Raw genomic sequence first — 17,090 nt, forward strand, 5'->3', positions numbered from 1 at the left:
CCAGCTTGCCGCCGCCACGTGGAGGGAAAATGGGCGCTATGTGGAGATTGTGTGGAGACGGCCGCTCAGCCCAGCACCCGCGCCAAGGGGTTGGCCGCATCGATGGCAGGCAGGCGCAGCGTGACGCACACGCCTGGCGGCTGGTTGGCCAGCGCAATGTCGCCACCGTGCAGCTGCACGATGGTGCGCGTCAGCGCCAGGCCCAGGCCGCTGCTCTTCGGCCCGTGCGGGCGCGGCAACGAATAGAAACGGTCGAACAACCGCCCCAGCGCGTAGTCCGGCACCGGCGGCCCGTCATTGGCGATCCGCAGCTGCCAGCTATCAGCAACGGGCTGTAACTGCAGGCTGATGCAGCCATCGCCAGCGGTAAAGTCGATGGCGTTCTGCAGGATGTTGCGCAGTGCCTGGCGCAGCAGGAAGGCATCGCCCGCCACCATGGCCTGCGGCAGCGTGGCCACTGGCGTGAGGTGGCGCGCGCCCAGCTGCGGCGCCAGCGCCTGTAGCTCGCCGGCCAGCAGCGCGGTAAGCGACAAGGGCTGTGGCTGCTTCAGGCGGCCGGCGGCTTCCAGCGACGCCAGCTGCAAGAGGTGGTCCACGATCTGCTGCAAACGCACGCTTTCGCTGTCGATGTGCTGCAAAAAGCGCGCGCGGTCGGCCGGCGGCAAGTCGTCCTGCAGCAGCTCGGCCGAGGCGCGCAGGCCGGCCAGCGGCGACTTCAGCTCGTGGGTGAGGTCGTGCACGTAGTGTTCCACGTAGGCCTTGCCGTCCAGCTCGCTGCGCATGCGGCCCAGCGCCTGCGCCAGCGTGTCCAGCTCGCGGTTGGCGGCAAAATGCGGCACCGGCTCGCTGCCCCCGGCGCTGACGCTGTCGGCAAAGCGCGTGAGGCGGGTAATGCCGCGGCTGAGCCACCACGAAAACAGCGCCCCCAGCAGCAGTGCGGCCAACAGCACCACGCCAATCAGCCGCCCCAGCTTGGCCTCGCTGCGCTCGATATGCGGCTGCATCGCCAGATTGGGCCGGCTGACGGTGAGCACGCCGATAATGCGCTGGCCGTCGCGCACCGGCGCCGCCACGTACATCACGGTAGATAAAGGGTTGGCTGCGTCGGCCAGCGTGCTGCGCGCGCCGTACTGGCCGCGCAGCGTCAGCGCCACGTCGCGCCAGCGGCTGTAGTCCTGACCCACAGCCTGGCCGGCGGAATCCAGCAACACCACGCCACGGGCGTCGGTCAGATAGACGCGCAGCTGGGTGTGATCCTGTCGCACGCCCCACACCTCGGCCTGCGGCTGGCGCGCGGCAAAGCGCTGCAGCGTGGCCGCCAGGCGGCCATCGTCCAGCCTACCGGCCACCATGTCCGGCTGCACCATCTCGGCCAGCAGGTTGGCGGTGTCCAGCAGTACCGCTTCGGCCGAGCGCCGCATCGCCGGTTTGATCTCGTCGCGCACCACGCTCACCACGTAGGCGGCCAACAGCCCCAGCAGCAGGAAGTAGCCGGCAAAAATGCGCCAGGAAAAGCGCATCAGCCCTGCTCCAGCGCGTAGCCGAAGCCACGGTGGGTCACAATGGGGTCGAGGTCGGCGCGCACCTGGCGCAGCTTGGCGCGCAGGGTCTTGATGTGGCTGTCGATGGTGCGCTCGAAACTGTCTTCGGCTGCCTCACCCAGCGCGTCCAGCAGCTGGCTGCGGCTGAATACTTGCCCCGGCCGTGCCAGCAGCGTGGCCAGCAAGCGGTATTCGGACGGCGTCAGCGCCAGCACCTGGCCGGCAAAGCGGATGCGGCGCGCCGCCGCCTCGTGGCAAAACAGGCTGCCAGAGTTGGCCGCATGCGCCTGCGGCGGCTGGCTGCGTTTGAGGATGGCACGCACCCGCGCCACCACCTCGCGCGGGCTGAACGGCTTCACCACGTAGTCGTCGGCGCCCAGCTCCAGCCCCAGCACGCGGTCCACTTCGTCGGCGCGGGCAGTCAGCAGCATCACCGGCAGCTCGCTGTGGCGGCGTAAACGGCCCAGCAGCGCCAGGCCGCTATCGTCCGGCAGGCCGATGTCGAGGATCAGCAGCTGCGGCGGCTCGGCCGCCAGCGCCGCTTCGGCGTCGCGCGCCAGCGTGCAGTGCCGCACCTGCCAGCCCTCGCGTTGCAGGGCATACAGCAAAGTATCGGCGATAGCCGGCTCGTCTTCGGCCAGCAGGATGCGGTAAGCAGACATGGTAACGGCATGCAGCAAGGAAAACGGCAGCTTGCCCGAGCACGCTGCCGCCGTAAAGCCCGCGCCTTAACGCTGCCGCTGCAGCCAGGCGGCGATGATGCGGCGGATGGCGGGGATGCCCTGTTTGCCGACGCGCTCGCCTTCGCGGATGGCGCGGCTGCGCTGGTCGAAGTCGGCAGCGCCCAGGCCCAGCACCTGCGGGCGCAGGATGACGTCGGCGCCTTTGAGCTCGTTGGCCAGCGCGGCCTGGGTCATGATGGACAGGCTTTGGTCGAAGGTGCCCAGCACGCCGCTTTTGCGCTGCGCCGGCTTGGCGGTGATATCGACGGCGATCACGATGTCGGCGCCCAGCTCGCGCGCGGCGCTGACCGGTACCGGGCTCACCAGGCCGCCGTCCACGTAGCGGCGGCCACGGATGGTCACAGGCTGGAACACATTGGGAATGGCGGCGGAGGCGCGCACGGCGGTGCCGGTGTCGCCGCTACGGAAGACCACGCGCGCGCCGCTGTCAAAGTCGGTGGCCACCGCGGCGAAGGTGCGCGGCAGCTGTTCGATGCGCTTGCGGCCAACCTCGCGGTTGACCATCGCCGCCAGTTTGTCGCCTTTCAGGAAGCCGCCACCGGACAGGCTAAAGTCTTTCAGCTCGTCTTCGTTCAGCGCCAGCGCGCGGCGGCGCAGCTTGTCAGCGCTCATACCCGTGGCGTAGATAGCCCCCACCACGCTGCCGGCGCTGGTGCCGGTGATGATGTCCGGCACGATGCCCTGCTGCTCCAACACACGGATCACCCCCACGTGGGCAAAACCCTTGGCTGCACCGCCGCCCAGCGCCAGCGCGATACGCGGCTGGCGCACGACTTTTGGCGCGGCGGGCTTGGCCGCAGCGGGTTTGGCCGGTGGCGGCGCAACGGGCACCGGTGCCTCGGCGACCGGCGTGCTGGCCGGGGTAGCGGGCAGCGTTACCGCAGGTGGCTGGGCTGGCGGCGTGACGCTGGTACACGCGGCCAACAGCAGCGGGGCGAGGGCGCGCAGGCTGCGCGGCAGCGGCTTAGGCGGCACGTTTGCGTTTCACCCAGTTATCGATGGCGGCTTTTACTTGCGGCAACATCGCTTTGGCCACTTTCTCGCCTTCGGCGATGGCGCTGGCGCGTTCGTCAAAGTCGGCCGCGCCGATATGCAGCACCGCCGGGCGCAGCACCACGTCGGCCTGCTTCAGCTCCAGATTCAGCGCGGTGAGGTTCATGATGTTCAGGCTGCGGTCCAGCAGGCTCAAAAAGCCGCTGCTGGCTTTGCCGGTGGGCTTGGCCGAGATGTCCACGGCGATCACGATGTCGGCGCCCATTTCACGGGCGGCCATCACCGGCACCGGGCTCACCAGGCCGCCATCTACATAGCGGCGGCCATTGATGGAGACCGGCTGGAACACATTGGGGATGGCGGCCGAGGCGCGGGCGGCGGTGCCGGTATCGCCGCTTTTCAGCACCACGCGGGCGCCGCTATCCAGGTCAGTGACCACCGCGCCGAATTTGCGCGGCAGCTGTTCGATGCGCTTGCCGTCCACCTGCTGGTTCACCAGCGCGGCCAGCTTCTCGCCCTTCAGGAAACCGCTGGTGGAGAAGGTGAAGTCCTTCAGGTCGTCTTCGTTGATGCGCATGGCGCGGTAGCGCAGCGCTTCGCCGTCCACGCCGCTGGCGTAGATGGCACCGACAATACTACCGGCGCTGGTGCCGGTGACGATGTCGGCCTTGATGCCGTTTTGCTCCAGCACGCGAATTACCCCCACGTGGGCAAAGCCCTTGGCGGCACCGCCCCCCAGGGCAAAAGCCAGCTTGGGCTTGGGCAGCGGCTGCTGCACTACCGGGGCAGAGGTGGGGGTGGTGCAGGCGGCCAGGCCTGCCAGCAGGGACAGGGCGGCAAAACGGCGAACAGACAACATAAAGGCTTTTCTCAGCGCTTGGGCGCGTTACGGGTAAATTCGATAACCTGCCTGCCGTCGGGCAGGATGGTCGGTTTTTTCTTCGGCTCGCCTTTCCAGGCGTGGCCGTACAGCACTTCGTAGGTGGCCGGCAGCTGGCCGTTGTGACGGCGCTGCTCGTAGGCGTCTACCACGCGTTGCCAGGCGTGCTTGCCCATCAGGCCGCGGCCACGGCCGGCGGTGGCGTTATGGGCACCGATGGCTTTCAGGTCCTGCATCACTTCGCGGGCGTGCTCGTAGGTAAGCACGATTTTTTCCATATCCATCACCGGCTCGCTGAACTGCGCCGCCATCAGCGCGTCGCCCAGGTCGTGCATGTCGATGAACTGGTTCACGTGGGTGGCGCCGTCGGCGTGGCCAAAAGCCTCGCGCAGCTCGAACAGCGTGTCCGGCCCCATGGTAGCGAACATCAGCATGCCGCCTGGCTTGAGCACGCGCTGGAACTCGGCAAACACCTGGTCCGGCACGTTCACCCACTGGATGGTGAGGCTGGACCAGATCATGTCCACGCTGTTGTCGGCCAACGGCAGGCGCTCGACGTCGGCGCACAGCTGCCACGGCTGCTGCGGCTTGAACAGCCGCGACAGCATGCCCTGCCCGGCGCGCTGCTTTTCGCGCGAGGCGGCCAGCATGGCGTGCGCCAGGTCCAGCTCCAGCACGCGCGCGTCCGGGTAGCGCTGGCGCAGCGCGGCGCTGCCGTAACCGGTGCCGCTGCCGGCGTCCAGGATCACTTGCGGCTGCAGCTTGATGTAGTCCAGGCGCTCGGCCATGCGGTCGCACACTTCGCGTTGCAGCACGGCGGCCGAATCGTAGCTAGCGGCAGCGCGCTCGAACGAGGCGCGGACGCGGGATTTGTCGGTGTAAAACGCTTCGCTCATGCGTGTTGTTCCAGGTGGTGGCGCAGGTGGTCGATAAACACGTTCTCGTGTGACAAGAACGGCGCATGCGAAGCCTGGGCAAATTCGTACAGGGTAGCATCCGGCAGGGCATCGGCCAGCCAGCGGCCAGCGCCTATCGGCGTAATCGCGTCACGCGCACCGAAGAACAGCCCTACAGGACAATGGATATCGGCGGCAAGTTCCCGCGCGTCGGCGGCCAGCAGGCATTCCAGCGCGGGCAATAACCCTTGCGGGCGGCCGTGCGAAAACAGCTGCGCCTTGAGGTCGGCCAGCGTTTGCCGCGCCGCCGGGGCACCCAGCATCTGTAGCGCCAGAAAACGCTCCAGCGTGAGCTCGAACTGGCTGTCCAGGCTGGCCCCCACGCCCTCGATGGCGCTGCGCTGCTGCGCGTGCGGCCAACTATCGTCGCGCACAAAGCGCGGGCTGGTGGCGATCAGCGCCAGGCTTTTCACCAGCGACGGGTAGCGCGCCGCCCAGTGCTGGGCAATGAGGCCACCCAGCGACCAGCCCACCACGTGCACCGGCAGGGGAAAGCGCTCGGCCAGGGTGGCGGCGATCGGGTCGGGATGGAAAATATCGACAGCGGCACTGGCGCCGTGGCCGGGCAGGTCGACGCGATGCACGCAAAAGTCGGCGGCCAGGTTGGCCGCAACGCGGTCGAACACGCCGCCGTGCAGGCCCCAGCCGTGCAGCAGCACCACATCCGGGCCGCGACCGTGGGTTTCAATGAAAAGGCTCATGGAACAGCCATATGGGGGCAAAGCGGCATTTTCGCAATAAAGGCGGCGGAAAGATACCGCCCCGCCCGGCAGGCGTGGCGCGATCAGGCGCTGCGGGCCAGCTCGGCGGGCATGCCGGCCAGGCGCAGCCAGTCCAGCTCGGCAGCCGGGGCCGGGCGGGCAAAGTAATAACCCTGCAGGCGCGGGCAGCCCAGCTCGCGCAGGGCGCGTACTTGCACCTCGGTTTCCACGCCTTCGGCCACCACTTCCATGCCCAGCGCCTCGGCCAAGGCTACGATGGCGCGCACGATGGCGATGGACTCCTCCTGGCAGTGCACTTCGCGCACAAAGGCCTGGTCGATCTTGAGCACATCGAAATGGTAGCGGTGCAGGTAGGACAGCGCCGAGTAGCCAGTGCCAAAGTCGTCCAGCGCCAGGCAGATGCCGTGGGTCTTGAGCTGGCGCATCACTTCGATGGCCACGTCGGGCACGTCGATCAGCGCGCTCTCGGTCACTTCCAGGTGCAAGGTACCCGGCGGCAGCTGATGCTGCTGAATCAGGCGCAGCATCCAGTCCACCAGCTTGGTATCGTGGAAATGGGCACTGGACAGGTTGATGTGCAGGCACACTTCGTGGGTAATGGTGCCGTCGGCGTACCACTGGGCCAGCTGGGCGCAGGCACGCTCTATCATGTAGCGGTCCAGCTTGAGGATCAGCCCGCTTTCCTCGGCCATGGGCAGGAACACACCCGGCGCGATCATGCCCAGCTCTGGGTGATGCCAGCGTACCAGCGTCTCGAAACCGGCCAGGCGGCCGCTGTGGCTATCGACAATGGCCTGGTAGTAAGGCACCAGCTCGCTGTCGTTGGACAGCGCGTGGCGCAGCTCGGCTTCCAGCGCCAGCTGGTCGGCCTGGTTGCAGCGCAGCGCATGGTTGAACAGGGTATAGCCGTGGCGGCCGTTCTGCTTGGTGCGGTACATGGCGTGGTCGGCGTCGCGCAGCAGGTCTTCGGCGCGGCTGTAGTGCTCTTTGCTGGCCAGTACCACGCCCACGCTGACGGTGGAAAACACCTCGCGGCCAGACAACACAAAGGGGCGCTCGAAGGCTGCCACCAGGTCACGGGCGACCTGTTCGCACTCGGCCATATCGTCTACCGAGGCCAGCAGTACGGCGTATTCGTCGCCGCCCAGGCGCGCCATGAAGTCGCCAAAGCGCAGGCTCTGGCGGATGCGCTGGCCGGCTTCGACCAGCAGCTGGTCGCCAATCAGGTGGCCCAGCGTATCGTTTACCAGCTTGAAGCGGTCCAGGTCGATCAGCAGTACGGCAAAGCGCTGCTCGGGGGCCAGCTGGAAGTGGTCCCAGCTGCGCTTGAGCACGCGCGAGAAATGGTTGCGGTTGGGCAGCTTGGTCACCGGGTCGTGCAGGCTGTCGTGCTGCAGCTGGGCGTTGGCCGCATCCAGCGCGTCACTGCGCTCGCGAACACGCTGCTCCAGGTCCATATAAGCCCGCTGCAGGTCATCCAGTGCCTGCACGCGCGCCAGCGCGCTGCCGATATGGTTGGCCACAAACTCCAGGATTTCCTGATCGCGCCAGCTGTAGCGCGTGTCTTCCTGGTAGCTCTGTACCGACAGCACGCCGCGCAGCATATTGCCGCTGTACAGCGGCACGCCCAGCCAGCTGTGTGGCGGTGTGCCGTTATCGTTTTGCATGCCGAACAAGGGGTGGCTGTGCATGTCGGCCAGTAGCAAGGGGCGGCCGCTATGCAGCACCTGCTCTACCGGGCCACGCCCGGGCGCGCGCGGCGACAACTCGGCCAGGCGCAGGTCGGAGCAATACGGGAAGCTCAGCTCGTCGCGGCTCTGGTCGTACAGCGCCACCATGCAATTGCTGGCGTCGATGAATTCGGACAGCAAACGGTGCAGGCCGACAAAGAAGGCTTCCATCGACAGGCTGGTATTGGACAGCTCGGCAATGCGGAACAGCATGTGCTGCAGCTGCTCGCTGCGCTGGCGCTCGACGACTTCGGCACGCAGGCGCGCATTGATGCCCTCCAGCTCGCTGGTACGCTGCCACACCTGCTGTTCCAGGTGCGCGCGGTACAGCAGGCGGTCCAGCGCGCAGGAAATATGGTGGCCCACGTACAGAAAGGTGGATTCGTCCGCCAGGGCGGGCGTATAGCCGGTGTCGTAACCCTGGATAACCACGGCGCCCATCACCTTGCCGGCGCCGCTCACCAGCGGCATGCCCATCCACCAGTGCGGCTGCACACCCATAAAGCGGATGCGCTCGCGCTGGCACAGCACGGCCAACTCATCGCCCTTGAGCAGCAAGAAATGGTTTTCGCGGATCAGCCACGCGGTCAGCGACGCGCTGGGGCCACGTAGCGGGTAGGCACGGCCAAGGTCTGGCGGCTCGGGCTCATGCTGGTCAACAAAATAGGGAAAGCGGATCTGCCCGGCTTCTTCGTCAAACAGGGCGATATAGAAATTGTCGGCCGGCATCAGGCGGCTGACGGCACGGTGCATGCGCGGCAGGAAGTCGTCCACGCTGTCGGCGTGGTTGGCCAGGCGGCTGATTTCCAGCAAGGCTTCGTGGGTGGTACGGGCGATGGCCAGCTCGCCCCGCATGCTGCCTGCTACCAGGTGGCCGGACAATAATACCGCCAGGCGCCGGGTCAGCTCGTCGGCCTGGCGTGCGCCATGCCATAACAGCCAGCCTAGCGGCTGGCCCGGGCTACCCAAGGGGTGGCACTGCACCGGCGCTTGCCAGGACAGCTCGCCCGACAATGCGGTAGGCACTGGCAAGCCAGTGCAATCGCCCCGGCTGGCAAGGCATTGCCAGACGGTTCCCGGTTTCCCCCAAACTGCTGCACCCTCAGGAGCCTGCAAGCGGAACAAAAAGTCCAGTGCCGCTTCGGCAGCTTCTTCTGGTGTAAACAGAAAATCAGCCGTACTGTTCATACAGTCTTTATTGACCCACTCGTCATCATTAGCGCGCGGTGGCTATTATTCTCGTGTGGTCTTACTGCTTGGCGTTTCGGGCGGCCGCCTTATCGCGCTACCTGCTGTAGCGCAGCCAACAACGCCGCCAGATCACCTGCGGTATGACCCGCCGACAAGGAAACGCGCAGTCTTGCCGTTCCTGCCGGTACCGTGGGAGGCCGAATGGCTGGTATCCACACACCCTGCTCGCGCAGGGCGGCAGCCATTCCTACCGCAGCCTCGTTACTGCCAATAATAATCGCTTGAATTGGCGAACGGGAAGAGAGCAATCGCAAAGATTTATCCTGCATAAATTGCCGTAATGTCAAAATATGCTGCTGCACTCGTTCCCGCCGCCAGCCCTCCTGCTGCATCACCTGCAAGCTGGCCAGAATAGCCGCCGCTTGTGCCGGGGGATGCGCGGTGGTGAAAATATACGTCCTGGCGGTGTTCACCAGCCACTGCACCAAAGCATGGCTCCCCGCCACAAAGGCGCCGGCCACCCCGGCAGCCTTGCCCAGCGTGGCCATGTACACCACGCGCGGGTGATGCAAGGCGTACTCCACCAGCGCACCGCGCCCTTCGCCCAGCAGGCCGAAACCATGGGCATCGTCCAGATAAAGCCAGGCATCGTAGCGTTCGGCCAGCGCCAGCAGCTCGCGTAGCGGCGCTTCGTCGCCGTCCATGCTGTACACCGCATCTACCGCAATAAGCCGCGTACGGGCCGGGGTTTTTTGCAACAGTGCTTCCAGATGCGCCAGGTCACTGTGGCGAAAGCGTTGAAAATCTGCCCGCGACAGCACGCAGGCGTCGTTCAGCGAGGCATGGTTGAGCTTGTCGGCAAATACCGCGTCGCCGCGCCCCACCAAGCTGGTAATCACCCCCAGGTTGGCCGCATAGCCGGAACCAAATACCAGCGCCGCCTCGCAGCCTACCCAGTCGGCCAGGGCGGCTTCGGCCTGCTGCTGGATAGCAAAATGGCCGGCCACCAGCTCGGATGCACCGGCGCCCACGCCCCAATCGGCAATAGCCTGCTGCATGGCGGCTTTCAGCGCCGGGTGGTTAGCGAGACCCAGGTAATCGTTACTGGCAAAAGCCAGGTAGTCGCGGCCATCAATCGTGACGTGCGGGCCTTGCGGGCTGTGCAGCGCGTGGCGCTGGCGCAGGCGATGCTCGGCCGCCAGCGCGGCCAGGGCGGGTTCTAGCTGATCCGGGTGCATGCGGCCAACCTTTCTGGCAGTACATAAAAAAAGCACCTGGGCAAAGCAGGTGCTCGGAACATTCTTTAGGGCAAGGCGCTGCTTATAAAGGCTGCAGGCCCAGCTTGTCCATCAGCGCGCGGTCGGCGTCCACATCCGGGTTACCGGTGGTGAGCAGCTTGTCGCCGTAGAAAATGGAGTTGGCACCGGCCAGGAAGCACAGCGCCTGCATGGCTTCCGGCATCTCGCGGCGGCCGGCCGACAGGCGGACATAGCTCTTGGGCATGGTCAGGCGCGCCACAGCGATGGTGCGCACAAATTCGGTCCAGTCCAGCGCGTCGGCATCGTCCAGCGGCGTGCCGCTGACCTTGACCAGATTATTGACCGGCACCGACTCCGGCTGCGGTTCCAGGTTGGCCAGCTGAAGAATCAGCCCGGCGCGCTGCTCGCGGGTTTCGTTCAGGCCCACAATGCCGCCACAGCATACCGACAAGCCGGCACCGCGTACCTTGCCCAGGGTGTCCAGGCGGTCTTCGTACTCGCGGGTCTGGATGATGTCGGCGTACTTGTCCGGCGCGGTATCCAGGTTGTGGTTATAGAAGTCCAGGCCGGCGTCTTTCAGCTTTTCCGCCTGACCGTCTTTCAGCAAGCCAAAGGTAGCGCAGGTCTGCAGACCCAGCGCTTTCACCTGCTGCACCATGTCCAGGGTTTTTTCCAGGTCGGCATCTTTCGGGCCACGCCAGGCGGCGCCCATGCAGAAGCGGCCGGCACCGTTGGCCTTGGCGTTGCGCGCGGCTTCCACCACCTCGTCCACCGTCATCATCGGCTGGTTTTCTACCGGGGTATCGTGGTGTACCGACTGCGGGCAATAGCCGCAGTCCTCCGGACAGCCGCCGGTCTTGATGGAAACCAGGGTGGACAGCTGCACGCGGCTAGGGTCGAAATGCTGGCGGTGCACCTCGGCGGCACGAAATACCAGCTCCATGAACGGCAGGTCGTACAGCGCCTCGATCTCGGCCTGCGACCACAGCATGGTTTCCGCGTGCGGCGTAGCAGGGCGGGTAAATTGGATGGTGGCCTGGCTCATGGTGGGCAATCGCTCGTCATTAGAGTAAAAACATGAAACGAATCTTGCGGGAGCCGACCGATGCTGTCAAACCTGTGCAGATACATAATTGACAATTGCCCATTATTTGAACAGCACTGCCAGTTATGCGGCCAACGTGCCACCCGCCATGGGCTATGCCAGCCCTGCCGCCAGCAGCTGCCATGGCGCCTGGGCCATCGCTGCCCCATTTGCCAGGCCCCCGCCGCCAGTGCCCAGGCACCGTGCGGCGACTGTCAGGGCAAGCACCCCGCCTTTAGCCACCTGTACAGTGCCTACGATTACGACTACCCGCTGGAAGGCCTGATCACACGCTGCAAGTACGCCCCTTCACCCGCGCTGCAGGGCGTACTGGCCAGCCTGATGCCGCAAGCGCTGCAGCACGCACAAAGCGGTGACGGCTACCGGCTGCCCGACCTGATTATCCCCGTGCCGCTGGCCGCGGCGCGGCTGCGCGAGCGGGGCTTTAACCTGCCCGATGCCCTGGCGCGCGCGCTGGCTGATACAATGCGCGTCCGATTTGACGACCAGCTGTGTTGGCGCAAACGCAACACGGACAGCCAGGCCGCCCTGAACCGCCGCGAAAGGCTGAGAAATGTGCGCGATGCCTTCGGCGTAAAACGCCGCTGCGACGGGCTCCATATTGCCATTGTGGACGATGTTGCCAGCACCGGCGCCACCCTGCATTCCCTGGCCAAAACCCTGAGAAAATCAGGGGCAAAACAGGTAGATGCCTGGGTGCTGGCCAGGGCCATTGCTCGTCAAGCTTGACCAACCTGTTGATTCATTGGAATATTCGACCCGCAACGATGTTTACCGTTGTTCTCTACCAGCCGGAAATACCGCCTAATACAGGCAATATTATTCGACTCTGTGCCAACACCGGCTGTGAATTGCACTTGGTCAAACCGCTGGGTTTTCCGCTTGAGGACGCCAAACTGAAGCGTGCCGGGCTCGATTATCACGAGTACGCACGCATGGTGGTTCACGAGAACTGGGAAGCCTGTCTGGCCCACCTGGCTGGCCGCAGAATCTTTGCAGCCACCACCAAAGGTGCCACGCGGCACGACCACATCGCCTTCCAACCCGGCGATGTATTGCTTTTCGGCCCCGAATCCCGCGGCTTGCCAGCAGATATTGTGGCAACCCTGCCGACGGAACAGCGGGTTAGGCTGCCCATGCAGCCCGAATCGCGCAGCTTGAATCTCTCCAACGCCGTCGCCGTGCTCGTATTCGAAGCCTGGCGTCAGCATGGTTTTGCCGGAGGGATTTAGCAATTCACGGTTGGCACAACAGCATAAGGAGAGGTCATGAAACCTTTTTACCGATGGCTGTGGCTCGTGTGTGCCAGCATTTTTCTGGTAGCTTGTACCACTGTCAGGCCGGCAACTGCGACGCAGTCTGCCAAGGCCAATGTGAAGAAACCGGGCAGTAATACTGGGGCTTTTTTCCAGAACGACGGCCCGGCAGACCGGATTCCGGTCAATCTGGACCTGGTGCCAGATGCCATCCCGCAATCGGAACCACTGATTGCTTCGGCCAACAAACCGTACTCGGCGCTGGGCATGAGTTTCCGCCCGGACCCCTCCGAGAAGCCTTATCGCCAGACTGGCAAGGCCTCGTGGTACGGCAAGCAGTTTCACGGTCGCAAGACCAGCTCTGGCGAGCGCTACGACATGTTCGCCATGACGGCGGCGCACCCGACGCTACCCATCCCGAGCTATGCCCGGGTAACCAATGTGAAAAATGGCGAATCTGTCATTGTGCGCATTAACGACCGCGGCCCGTTTCATAAAAGCCGCCTGATGGACCTGAGCTACGCCGCAGCCCACAAGCTGAATATCGTACGCAGCGGTTCTGGCAGCGTAGTCGTAGAGCGCGTGTTTCCGGTGGAAGGCAGTGACCGCATTGCCACCAAGCCGGCCGCACTGCAAAAGCCGGATAACAACGGCGAGCCCTACTTTCTGCAACTGGGCGCTTACGACCGCCTGGCCACCGCAGAAGCACAGCTCAAGCAGCTGATGCGCGAGGAAGCCAGCAGTTATAACGACAAGCTGGCCATTGTGAACCAGCAGGGTCTGTACCGTGTCCGCATCGGCCCCTTCCACGAAGACGACGATGCCATCCAGGCCGCACTGGCACTGGATGTGCCACCGGTGATCACCCGCTAGCCTGCGCGCAGGCCAAAACAAAACGCGAGGCATCTGCCTCGCGTTTTTCATTTCTACCCAGGCTTATCTACCCAGGCTTATCTACCCAGGCTTAGTCTTGCTTGGGCGGCAGCTTGCAGGTGTTGATGCCAAAAATGGCATACGGCGGGCACCAGCCCATCAGGCCGGTAGCCAGCGGCACCAGGCCCAGCAGTGCCCACGGCGTTTGCGGGCCGACAAAGGCCAGAGCGGTAATAGCCAGCCCGGCGACGATGCGGATGACACGTTCGGTACTGCCGATATTGCGTTGGAACATGATGGTCACCTTTTGATGAGATACACACATCAATATATACATTAATATATTGTAAAACAATATCAAGCAGCCTTTGATGCCGTAAAACCATGGTGCTGTACCCTGCTTGCCACATGGATACCGCAGCGCATCCTGCACGCTGCACACCACGCAAAACAAAACACCCCTGTGCGCCGGGCGCAAAGGGGTGTTTTTTATTGCTGCAGCCTGTTGGCCGCAGGGTCTTACTCTGCCAGCTGGGCCAGCAGCTCGGCCTGTTGCTCGGCCACCAGCGCGTCGGTCAGCTCGTACAGGTCGCCGTCCATGGCGTAATCCAGCTTGTACAGCGTCAGGTTGATGCGGTGGTCGGTAATGCGGCCTTGCGGGTAGTTGTAGGTGCGGATGCGCTCGGAACGGTCACCGGAGCCGATCAGGCTCTTGCGCTCGGCCGCTTCTTTCTGGTTTTTCTCGCGCAGCTGGATATCGTAGATACGCGCGGCCAACACCTGCATGGCGCTGGCTTTGTTGGCGTGCTGCGAGCGGCCGTCCTGGCACTCGGCCACAATGCCGGTGGGCAAGTGGGTGATGCGCACGGCGGAGTCGGTTTTGTTGATGTGCTGGCCACCGGCACCGCTGGCGCGGTAGGTATCGATACGCAGGTCGGCCGGGTTCAGCACCACCTCGGCAATTTCGTCGGCTTCCGGCATCACCGCCACGGTGCAGGCACTGGTGTGGATGCGGCCCTGGGTTTCGGTAGCGGGCACGCGCTGCACGCGGTGGCCGCCGGACTCGAACTTCAGGCGCGAGTACGCGCCCTGGCCGATCAGGCGCACGATCACCTCTTTGTAGCCGCCCAGGTCAGACTCGCTGGCGGACACAATCTCGGCCTGCCAGCGGTTACGCTCGGCAAAGCGGGTGTACATGCGCAGCAGGTCGCCGGCAAACAGCGCCGCCTCATCGCCGCCGGTACCGGCGCGAATCTCCAGGAAAATGTTCTTGTCGTCGTTCGGGTCTTTGGGCAGCAGCAGCTTTTGCAGCTCCATGTCCAGCGCGGCCAGCTTGTCTTTGGCGGCGGCGATTTCTTCCTGGGCGAACTCTTTCATGTCCGGGTCGTCCAGCAGCTCGCTGGCGGTGGCCACGTCGGCCTCGCACTGGCGGTAGGCGTTGAACGCTTCTACCACCGGGGTCAGCTCGGCGTGCTCGCGCGTCAGCTTGCGGAAGGCGTCCATATTGGAGGTGGCGTTTTCTGCTGCCAGCAGGTGGGTAACCTCTTCCAGCCGTTCTACCAGCTGGGCGAGTTTGGCCGCGATCGACGGTTTCATTACTGCTCCGGGTGTAAGCGATACAAACGCGCGATCAGCTCGACCTGCGCGTCGTGCGCCGTGCCGCTGCCGCTAGACAGCGCCTGCGTCGGCGGGTGCATCAGTTTGTTGGTGAGCTGGACGGACAGCGCCTCCAGCACTTTTTCGGCGTCGTCGCCACGGGCCAGCTGCTTCATGGCCGCCTCCAGCGCGTGGCGGCGGATGCGCTCGCTTTCGTCGCGCAGGGCGCGGATCAGCGGCACCGACTCGCGGCGTTTGAGCCAGTCGGTAAACTCGGCCACGCGGTGGCCGATAATCAGCTCGGCCTCTTCTGCCGCCTGGTTACGCGCCTGGTGGCCTACCTCTACAATGCCGGCGATGTCGTCTACCGTGTACAGGTACACATCGTCCATGCGGCCAACCTCGGCCTCGATATCGCGCGGCACAGCCAGGTCCAGCATGAACATGGGGCGGTGGCGGCGCGCCTTGATGGCACGCTCTACCATGCCCTTGCCGATAATCGGCAGCTGGCTGGCGGTGGAGCTCACCACCACATCGTAGCGCTGCAGCTGGTCTGGCAGCTCGGACAGGGTAATGGCATTGCCGCCAAACTGCTCGGCCAGACGTTGGCCGCGCTCCAGCGTACGGTTGGCCACGGTAATCTGTGCCGGCTGTCGCGCGGCAAAGTGGGTGGCCACCAGCTCGATCATCTCGCCGGCACCGATGAACAGCACGTTCAGCCCGCCCACGCTGGCAAAAATCTGCTCCGCCAGCTTCACCCCGGCAGCGGCCATGGACACCGAGCTGGCGCCTACCGCCGTCTGGCTGCGTACATCTTTCGCCACCGAGAAGGTTTTCTGGAACAGGCCGTTGAGCAGGCTGCCGAGCGTGCCGGCGCGCTCGGCGGTACGCACCGCGTCCTTGATCTGGCCCAGGATCTGCGTTTCGCCCAGCACCATGGAGTCCAGCCCCGAGGCCACGCGGAAAGCATGGCGCGCGGTTTCCGGCGCGTCCAGCAGGTACAGGTAGGGGCGCACCTCGTCCAGCGTCAGCCCGTGGTAGCCGGCCAGCCAGCGCAGGGCGTCTTCCGGGTGCTGCGTGGCACAGTACAGTTCGGTGCGGTTACAGGTGGACACAATGGTGGCTTCCCGCGCGGCGTGCGAATCCACCAGCTGCGCCAGCGCGTCCGGCAGGGTTTCTGCAGGAAAGGCCAGCCGCTCGCGTATCGACAAGGGCGCGGTATGGTGGTTGAGTCCGATGGCTACCAGCTGCATGGTGGCGAAGGAAAATCCGCTTTGGGAAACGGGCTATTCTAGCCGAAAACCCGGCGCGGGGCAGCGCGGCTGGCCACGATCAGCGTTGATCGTGGCCAAAACATGGCAGGAAAACTCAGGCACGCGCCAGATGGGCTGCATGAAAGCGCAGCTGTGCCTCGATAAAGCTGGCCACAAAGTAGTAGCTGTGGTCGTAGCCCTCGTGGCGGTGCAGCTGCAGCGGGTAGCCGCTGTGGGCCGCGGCCGCTTCCAGCGCCTGCGGCTGCAGCTGGCTATCGATAAAGCCATCGTCCAGCCCCACGTCTACCCGGCACGGCAGCGCCGTGTCAGGGTTGGCCGCAGCCATCAGCACGCTGGCGTCCCACGCCTGCCAGGCGGCGGTATCGTCGCCCAGGTAGGCGGCAAACGCCTTCTGCCCCCACGGTACGTTCACCGGGTTGGCAATGGGGCTGAATGCCGATACCGATACGTAATCCTGCGGCCGTTTCAGCGCGCACAGCAGCGCGCCGTGGCCGCCCATGCTGTGGCCGGCAATTGCCGCGGGGCCAAAATCAAAGTGGGCCGCCAGCAAGGCCGGCAGCTCCTGGCTGACGTAGTCGTACATGCGGTAGTGCGCCGCCCAGGGTGCCTGGGTGGCGTTCAGGTAAAAGCCCGCGCCCTGCCCCAGGTCGTAGGCCGGGTCGTCGGCCACCGCCGTGCCGCGCGGGCTGGTATCCGGCGCTACGATGGCCATGCCCAGCTCGGCGGCCACGCGCTGGGCGCCGGCTTTCTGCATGAAGTTTTCGTCGCTGCAGGTCAGGCCGGACAGCCAGTACAGCAGCGGCACGCGCGCGCCGGCCAGGGCCGCCGGCGGCAGGTAGACGGCAAAGCGCATGCTGCAGCCGAGCACGGCCGAGGCGTGGGTGTACTGGCGGTGCTCGCCGCCAAAGCTGCGGTTGCAGCTGATCTGTTCCAGCGTCATGGTGGGTTCCTGGCTGCGGCCAACCCCGGGT

Annotated in this window: 16 protein-coding genes and 1 pseudogene; 4 read left to right on the forward strand and 13 right to left on the reverse strand. The window is 64.9% G+C overall.

The features are described 5' to 3' along the window. Positions 1 to 65 precede the first annotated feature (65 nt). The 9 genes from creC to bioB all read right to left on the reverse strand — a co-directional run bounded on the left by creC (position 66) and on the right by bioB (position 11,006). Positions 66 to 1,520 (reverse strand): two-component system sensor histidine kinase CreC, encoded by a 1,455-nt coding sequence (creC, locus tag LCH97_RS11415; RefSeq protein ID WP_227301795.1) that lies wholly within the window; start codon positions 1,518 to 1,520, stop codon positions 66 to 68. Continuing rightward, on the reverse strand, positions 1,520 to 2,203 hold the full coding sequence (gene creB / locus LCH97_RS11420; protein WP_227301796.1) for a two-component system response regulator CreB: 684 nt from the start codon (positions 2,201 to 2,203) through the stop codon (positions 1,520 to 1,522). Before creB ends, creC begins: the two co-directional genes overlap by 1 nt. A gap of 66 nt (positions 2,204 to 2,269) precedes the next feature. Then, positions 2,270 to 3,259, reverse strand: coding sequence for a patatin-like phospholipase family protein (locus LCH97_RS11425; protein WP_304956711.1), 990 nt, complete (start codon positions 3,257 to 3,259; stop codon positions 2,270 to 2,272). Further along, complete coding sequence (locus LCH97_RS11430) at positions 3,249 to 4,136, reverse strand: patatin-like phospholipase family protein (protein WP_227301797.1); 888 nt, start codon at positions 4,134 to 4,136, stop codon at positions 3,249 to 3,251. Before LCH97_RS11430 ends, LCH97_RS11425 begins: the two co-directional genes overlap by 11 nt. An 11-nt stretch (positions 4,137 to 4,147) precedes the next feature. Continuing rightward, positions 4,148 to 5,053: a malonyl-ACP O-methyltransferase BioC gene (gene bioC, locus LCH97_RS11435; RefSeq protein WP_227301798.1), complete on the reverse strand. Its 906-nt coding sequence runs from the start codon at positions 5,051 to 5,053 to the stop codon at positions 4,148 to 4,150. Next, positions 5,050 to 5,814 (reverse strand): pimeloyl-ACP methyl ester esterase BioH, encoded by a 765-nt coding sequence (gene bioH, locus LCH97_RS11440; protein ID WP_227301799.1) that lies wholly within the window; start codon positions 5,812 to 5,814, stop codon positions 5,050 to 5,052. Before bioH ends, bioC begins: the two co-directional genes overlap by 4 nt. 83 nt (positions 5,815 to 5,897) lie before the next feature. Next, positions 5,898 to 8,591 (reverse strand): bifunctional diguanylate cyclase/phosphodiesterase, encoded by a 2,694-nt coding sequence (locus LCH97_RS11445; protein ID WP_227301800.1) that lies wholly within the window; start codon positions 8,589 to 8,591, stop codon positions 5,898 to 5,900. Positions 8,592 to 8,842: 251 nt separating this feature from the next. Further along, complete coding sequence (gene bioF, locus LCH97_RS11450; RefSeq protein ID WP_227301801.1) at positions 8,843 to 9,994, reverse strand: 8-amino-7-oxononanoate synthase; 1,152 nt, start codon at positions 9,992 to 9,994, stop codon at positions 8,843 to 8,845. A gap of 82 nt (positions 9,995 to 10,076) precedes the next feature. Beyond that, complete coding sequence (gene bioB, locus LCH97_RS11455; RefSeq protein WP_227305338.1) at positions 10,077 to 11,006, reverse strand: biotin synthase BioB; 930 nt, start codon at positions 11,004 to 11,006, stop codon at positions 10,077 to 10,079. 114 nt (positions 11,007 to 11,120) lie between these two features. Here bioB and LCH97_RS11460 point away from each other — a divergent pair. The 4 genes and pseudogenes from LCH97_RS11460 to LCH97_RS11475 all read left to right on the forward strand — a co-directional run. Beyond that, a pseudogene (locus LCH97_RS11460) lies at positions 11,121 to 11,258 on the forward strand (hypothetical protein); the annotation flags it as partial. 183 nt (positions 11,259 to 11,441) lie between these two features. Then, entirely contained in the window at positions 11,442 to 11,849 is a 408-nt protein-coding gene (locus LCH97_RS11465; protein ID WP_227305435.1) for a ComF family protein, read from the forward strand. A 38-nt stretch (positions 11,850 to 11,887) separates the two neighbouring features. Then, the gene (gene trmL / locus LCH97_RS11470; protein ID WP_026107703.1) at positions 11,888 to 12,352 is read left to right on the forward strand and encodes a tRNA (uridine(34)/cytosine(34)/5-carboxymethylaminomethyluridine(34)-2'-O)-methyltransferase TrmL; all 465 of its coding nucleotides are present in this window, start codon (positions 11,888 to 11,890) and stop codon (positions 12,350 to 12,352) included. A 36-nt stretch (positions 12,353 to 12,388) separates the two neighbouring features. Beyond that, the gene (locus LCH97_RS11475; RefSeq protein ID WP_227301802.1) at positions 12,389 to 13,249 is read left to right on the forward strand and encodes a septal ring lytic transglycosylase RlpA family protein; all 861 of its coding nucleotides are present in this window, start codon (positions 12,389 to 12,391) and stop codon (positions 13,247 to 13,249) included. A gap of 91 nt (positions 13,250 to 13,340) precedes the next feature. Here the strand turns inward: LCH97_RS11475 and LCH97_RS11480 are convergent, their stop codons facing one another. The 4 genes from LCH97_RS11480 to fghA all read right to left on the reverse strand — a co-directional run bounded on the left by LCH97_RS11480 (position 13,341) and on the right by fghA (position 17,053). After that, positions 13,341 to 13,544 carry a DUF2892 domain-containing protein gene (locus tag LCH97_RS11480; RefSeq protein ID WP_227301803.1) on the reverse strand — a complete coding sequence of 68 codons (204 nt, stop codon included), beginning with the start codon at positions 13,542 to 13,544 and terminating at the stop codon, positions 13,341 to 13,343. Positions 13,545 to 13,768: 224 nt separating this feature from the next. Then, on the reverse strand, positions 13,769 to 14,845 hold the full coding sequence (gene prfA / locus LCH97_RS11485; protein WP_227301804.1) for a peptide chain release factor 1: 1,077 nt from the start codon (positions 14,843 to 14,845) through the stop codon (positions 13,769 to 13,771). Beyond that, the gene (gene hemA / locus LCH97_RS11490) at positions 14,845 to 16,098 is read right to left on the reverse strand and encodes a glutamyl-tRNA reductase (RefSeq protein WP_227301805.1); all 1,254 of its coding nucleotides are present in this window, start codon (positions 16,096 to 16,098) and stop codon (positions 14,845 to 14,847) included. The genes prfA and hemA overlap by 1 nt, the downstream gene beginning before the upstream one ends. A gap of 115 nt (positions 16,099 to 16,213) precedes the next feature. After that, entirely contained in the window at positions 16,214 to 17,053 is an 840-nt protein-coding gene (fghA, locus tag LCH97_RS11495; protein ID WP_227305341.1) for an S-formylglutathione hydrolase, read from the reverse strand. Positions 17,054 to 17,090: the final 37 nt, after the last annotated feature.

The sequence above is a fragment of the Vogesella sp. XCS3 genome (genome assembly GCF_020616155.1).
Lineage (GTDB): Bacteria > Pseudomonadota > Gammaproteobacteria > Burkholderiales > Chromobacteriaceae > Vogesella.